The following is a 4,170-nucleotide window of genomic DNA, read 5'->3' as shown; positions in this document are numbered from 1 at the left end:
AGTTTAAAAGCCTACAAATAAATAAAATTAATTTCCATGTAAAAGGAGTTTTATGCAAAAGTTTTTAATAGTTTTAGGATTGTGTTTAATTTTAAGCATTAGTGCTAATGCACAATCTCCAAGTGAAGCTAAACCTAGTTTTGATTGTGCTAAAGCAAAAAGCAATGTTGAAAAGATGATATGCAATGATAAAAGCGGGAATTTACAAAATTTAGATCGCTATATGGGTGAAGTCTATACACAATTAAGAAAAGAGTTAAAAGTCTCTAAATTTCCCGATAAGGAGCAAAGACTAAAAGATCTTTTAAATTCACAAAGGGCATTTATTAAAAAATTAAATAAAATTGATAGAGCTGATTTTATACAATATTCTCATAATGAAGAAGATGCCTATGAAGAACGCTCTGATTTTATAGGACATTCTTATGAAAACCGCATTACAGACTTGCTTAAACTTCTAGGTAAAGTGCTAGATTCTAACAATAAAGAATTATGTGAATATGCAAGACAGCATGATGATGAATTTGATGAGAGCAAATGGCAAAAAATTCCTCCTTCTGTCAATCCTCCATATAGCATAGGCTTTTGTACTTTTGGAATGAGTAATAGATATGGTGTGTTTATAGAGCTTTGCACAGAAAAAAGAGAGGTTATAAAAGAAAAAATGGCAAAAGCTATCAAAGACGAATATAATTACAATTTTTACCTTATCCATGATACTAAAATGTATAAAAGAAAAATTGATATTAACAATGATGGAGTGCCCGAAAATTTGATTTTTATATCAGGGGATTATTATAATGCACTTTGGATATATAAAAATGGTAAGCTAGATGCAAAAGCAAGTGGTAAAATCTATGGGGATGATTTGCATCTTGATGGATTAGATACTCGAAATAATGTTCGAGCAAGTCTTGACGGCGATGCTGCTGTAGTATTTCATTTATATGCCTTGCCAAGCAATAAAATTTCAGAAATACCAAAACAACCAGGATCAGAATTTGATTTTGAATATCCTATACTAGGCTATTTATACTATGGAGTTATGGAGTTTAAAGGAAAAAATTATATTACCCTTTATAATCGCAGATTTCAGGATGATGAAAAATCTACTTATCCAACAGAACGCATTTATCTTTTAAAAGGCGATAAATTAGAATTAAAATGCACTTATGAAAAGAGATATTGATGTTTGAAACGACAAAAAATACAGAGTATTTAGAACATCTCTTTAAATTTCTTAAGGTTGTTGAGGGTTTTAGTGCATTGCCTTATAATGACCATGCAAACCACGATAAAGGAAATTTAACTATAGGTTATGGTGCTAATTTGCAAGAAAGAAAATGGCTGATTGCTACATTAAATGAATTAGGATTATTTGGGGATGTAATAGAGTTAAAGTCTAAAAAAGATACAGAAGCTTTAGATAATAAAGCTAATAAAGCTAAGATTGATGAATTTTATAATATTACAAAACAAATTGTAACAGATACAACCATAAACAGTGTGAGAATACGGCTTAATGAATTATTAAAAAAATATACCGGACAAAGTAGTTTTAAATTAACCAAAGAACAGGCTATAAAAGTCAAAAAAATAGCATCTGATTCTATCTTTAGTGAAGTTTCTGTAGTTAATGATAAAACTTTAAAAATGGATGAAGAAACCAATGAATATGCAGGAATTTTATCTTATGCTTTTAATGTTGGGACTGCTTCTATAAAATATTTCTTTAATACATGCAATAAAGATAAAGATAATCGTTTCTTGGCATTTTTTACTTTGCGATATGGGGTTAATTTTTTTTTAAATTATCAACATGATGACAAAGATAAAGATTCATATCAGAAGATTTTTGAAAATAGTAATGTCTATGGCATAGCCAAAAGGAGGTTTTGGGAATCTTTATTTTTTGGATTTGAATACAAAGAAAACAGAGCTTTTAAAATGGCAATAGGTATATTTAAAATACTGAATTTTAAATATACTCACAGAAAAGGTTATAGCGAATATTATATCAAGGATTTTGAAAAAGAAAAACCCAATCAAACATATTTAGATTGGATTATAAAATATGAAGATGAATTGCTTTATGCTAAAAAAAATCAAAACCAAACTTATCAAGAATTTTATAATACTGATGCAAGAGCAAATAATCTTCCTGAAAAGTTTAGAAATATACAAGGAATCACTCCAAATAAAGATAACTTTCTCTCCCCCTATCTTAATTACCTAAACACCCTCACTCAAAAAAATTTTAGCTTAGATAATATTTATTGTATTGCTAATTATTGTGAGAATTTAGGTGCTAACAAAATAGATAATGTTGCCCTGCTAAATAAAACTTTAAATGAAAAGTTTGAAAAACTAGAAGCAAATACACCTTGCAACATTCTTATTTTTTATCCAAATCCTACTCCATCTATCATACAAATAGAACAACCTAAAAATACTTTTATTACTTTACTTGTAGGAGCAAAAGCAAAGATAGATTGCTCTAAGCTAATAGAAGATCAATGCGAACTTATGTATTTAAAATATGATCCAACGCAAGAAGAACAACAAACAAGTAATCCACAAGCTTTTTCTTGTAGCACTCAAGAAGAACTTATTTTAAAAAAAGAAGATGAGATACACTTTAAAGCAGTAAAAAACAATATATCATATTTTATAAACAAAAACGATGGGATTTTAAAAGTTACTCTTAATGACAATAAAGAAAATGCTATAGAATTGTATAGTTTTGCTAAGGAAAATCAATTTAAAATTTTAAAAGATAAAGCTTCAAAAATGCTAGATATTCATTTAAAAGTTAATGAAGAAGAAATTTCAGCCAATAAAGGCGGTAATTTTGATTTAAAAATAAATAATTTAACTATTTTAGATGAAAATGGAAACAATCATGAAACCATCACTAAAGTATTTCTTCATAATTGCGAGAATAGAAGGATTTATGAAAGCTTAAAGCTTAACCAAAAAGAAGAAGGTAACTATGAAAGTGCTTTTAAAATAGATTTAATTTTAGATGAAAATTCCTCTTTTTTCAAAAAAACTACAAAATGCATCATTGCTACACAAGCTTTGGAAAATTTTAACACGGAACAAATACATAAAATGGCAAATGTGGCTATTGTTTCTTTAAGCTATTCTGATAAAAAAAGAACTAGTTATACTTTTGAAAATAAAATCAGTATGCAAAGTTTTAAAGAAAATATTTGTTTGAATGCCTAAGATAAATGACTAATTTTATAAAAAAGGAGTTTTATGCAAAAGTTTTTAATAGTTTTAGGATTGTGTTTGATTTTAGGCATTAGTGCTAATGCCCAATCTCTAAGTGAAGCTAAACCTAGTTTTGATTGTGCTAAAGCTAGTACAAAAGTAGAAAAGATGATTTGCAATGATAAAAGTGGAGAATTACAAAAACTTGATAGCTTATATTCTAAACTCTATTTTTCAATACTAAAGAATATCCCAAAAGATACAAAAGAAGGACAAAATGTAAGAGAAAGCCTAAAAGAATTTAATTACTCTGTTATGGGCTATAGAAATGCATTTCAATGCTATTTTGTTGCACCATTTGATACAGGGCAAAAGACAATTCAGTCATATTATTCTAATTATTGCGTAAAGCAAATTTATTTAGAAGCGATTGCTACTTTAGCATTTAAAATGATAGATAGTGAAGCTAATAGGGAAAAATGGGGCTTTAATAAAAGAATGGAAGATTTTATTGTCCCCATTGAAAACCCTAATGGAGCCTACGATATGGATATAAAGTTTTTACCCGATTATAATCTATTTAATAAATTTTTTGAAAATACTACTAAAAGCATTATTATAGATTTTATGACTTATGATATTATGCAATGGAATTACTTTCTTGTAGATGTTCGGATTAATGAAGCAAATGCAGATTTATTTGATGAAGCGGTAGAAAAATATAAAATATACTATGAGAAACTCTATCAAGCCTTTACAAAAGATAAAAAACTCGATAAATTAATAGGAAGCTAAATGCCAATTAAGACAACAAATTTAAGCTATGAGGGGTTTAAAACCTACAAATAAAATTAATTTCTATTTTAGGAGTCATTATGAAAAAATTTTTAATAGTTTTAGGATTGTGTTTAATTTTAGGCATTAGTGCTAATGCCCAATCTCCAAGTGAAG

At 27.7% G+C, this 4,170-nt stretch carries 3 protein-coding genes; all 3 read left to right on the top strand.

Annotated features, from left to right (window positions below):
- Positions 1–52 precede the first annotated feature (52 nt).
- The 3 genes from H2279_RS08145 to H2279_RS08135 are packed head-to-tail and all read left to right on the top strand — an operon-like array spanning position 53 to position 4,014.
- A complete protein-coding gene (locus tag H2279_RS08145; protein ID WP_337196227.1) occupies positions 53–1,189 on the top strand; it encodes a lysozyme inhibitor LprI family protein in 1,137 nt (378 codons plus the stop codon).
- Entirely contained in the window at positions 1,189–3,231 is a 2,043-nt protein-coding gene (locus H2279_RS08140; protein ID WP_337196226.1) for a hypothetical protein, read from the top strand. Before H2279_RS08145 ends, H2279_RS08140 begins: the two co-directional genes overlap by 1 nt.
- A 33-nt stretch (positions 3,232–3,264) precedes the next feature.
- Positions 3,265–4,014 (top strand): lysozyme inhibitor LprI family protein, encoded by a 750-nt coding sequence (locus tag H2279_RS08135; protein WP_337196225.1) that lies wholly within the window; start codon positions 3,265–3,267, stop codon positions 4,012–4,014.
- Positions 4,015–4,170 lie beyond the last annotated feature (156 nt).

Source organism: Campylobacter sp. B0100352/1 (assembly GCF_020135855.1).
Lineage (GTDB): Bacteria > Campylobacterota > Campylobacteria > Campylobacterales > Campylobacteraceae > Campylobacter_D > Campylobacter_D taeniopygiae.
Note: the sequence above shows the minus strand (reverse complement) of the source record. Positions and strands in the feature narration are given on the sequence as shown.

What these genes read in the sequence shown, in the direction of transcription:
- H2279_RS08140 (WP_337196226.1), top strand. Translation starts at nt 1,189, where the DNA reads ATGTTTGAAACGACAAAAAATACAGAGTATTTAGAACATCTCTTTAAA.
- H2279_RS08135 (WP_337196225.1), top strand. Translation starts at nt 3,265, where the DNA reads ATGCAAAAGTTTTTAATAGTTTTAGGATTGTGTTTGATTTTAGGCATT.
- H2279_RS08145 (WP_337196227.1), top strand. Translation starts at nt 53, where the DNA reads ATGCAAAAGTTTTTAATAGTTTTAGGATTGTGTTTAATTTTAAGCATT.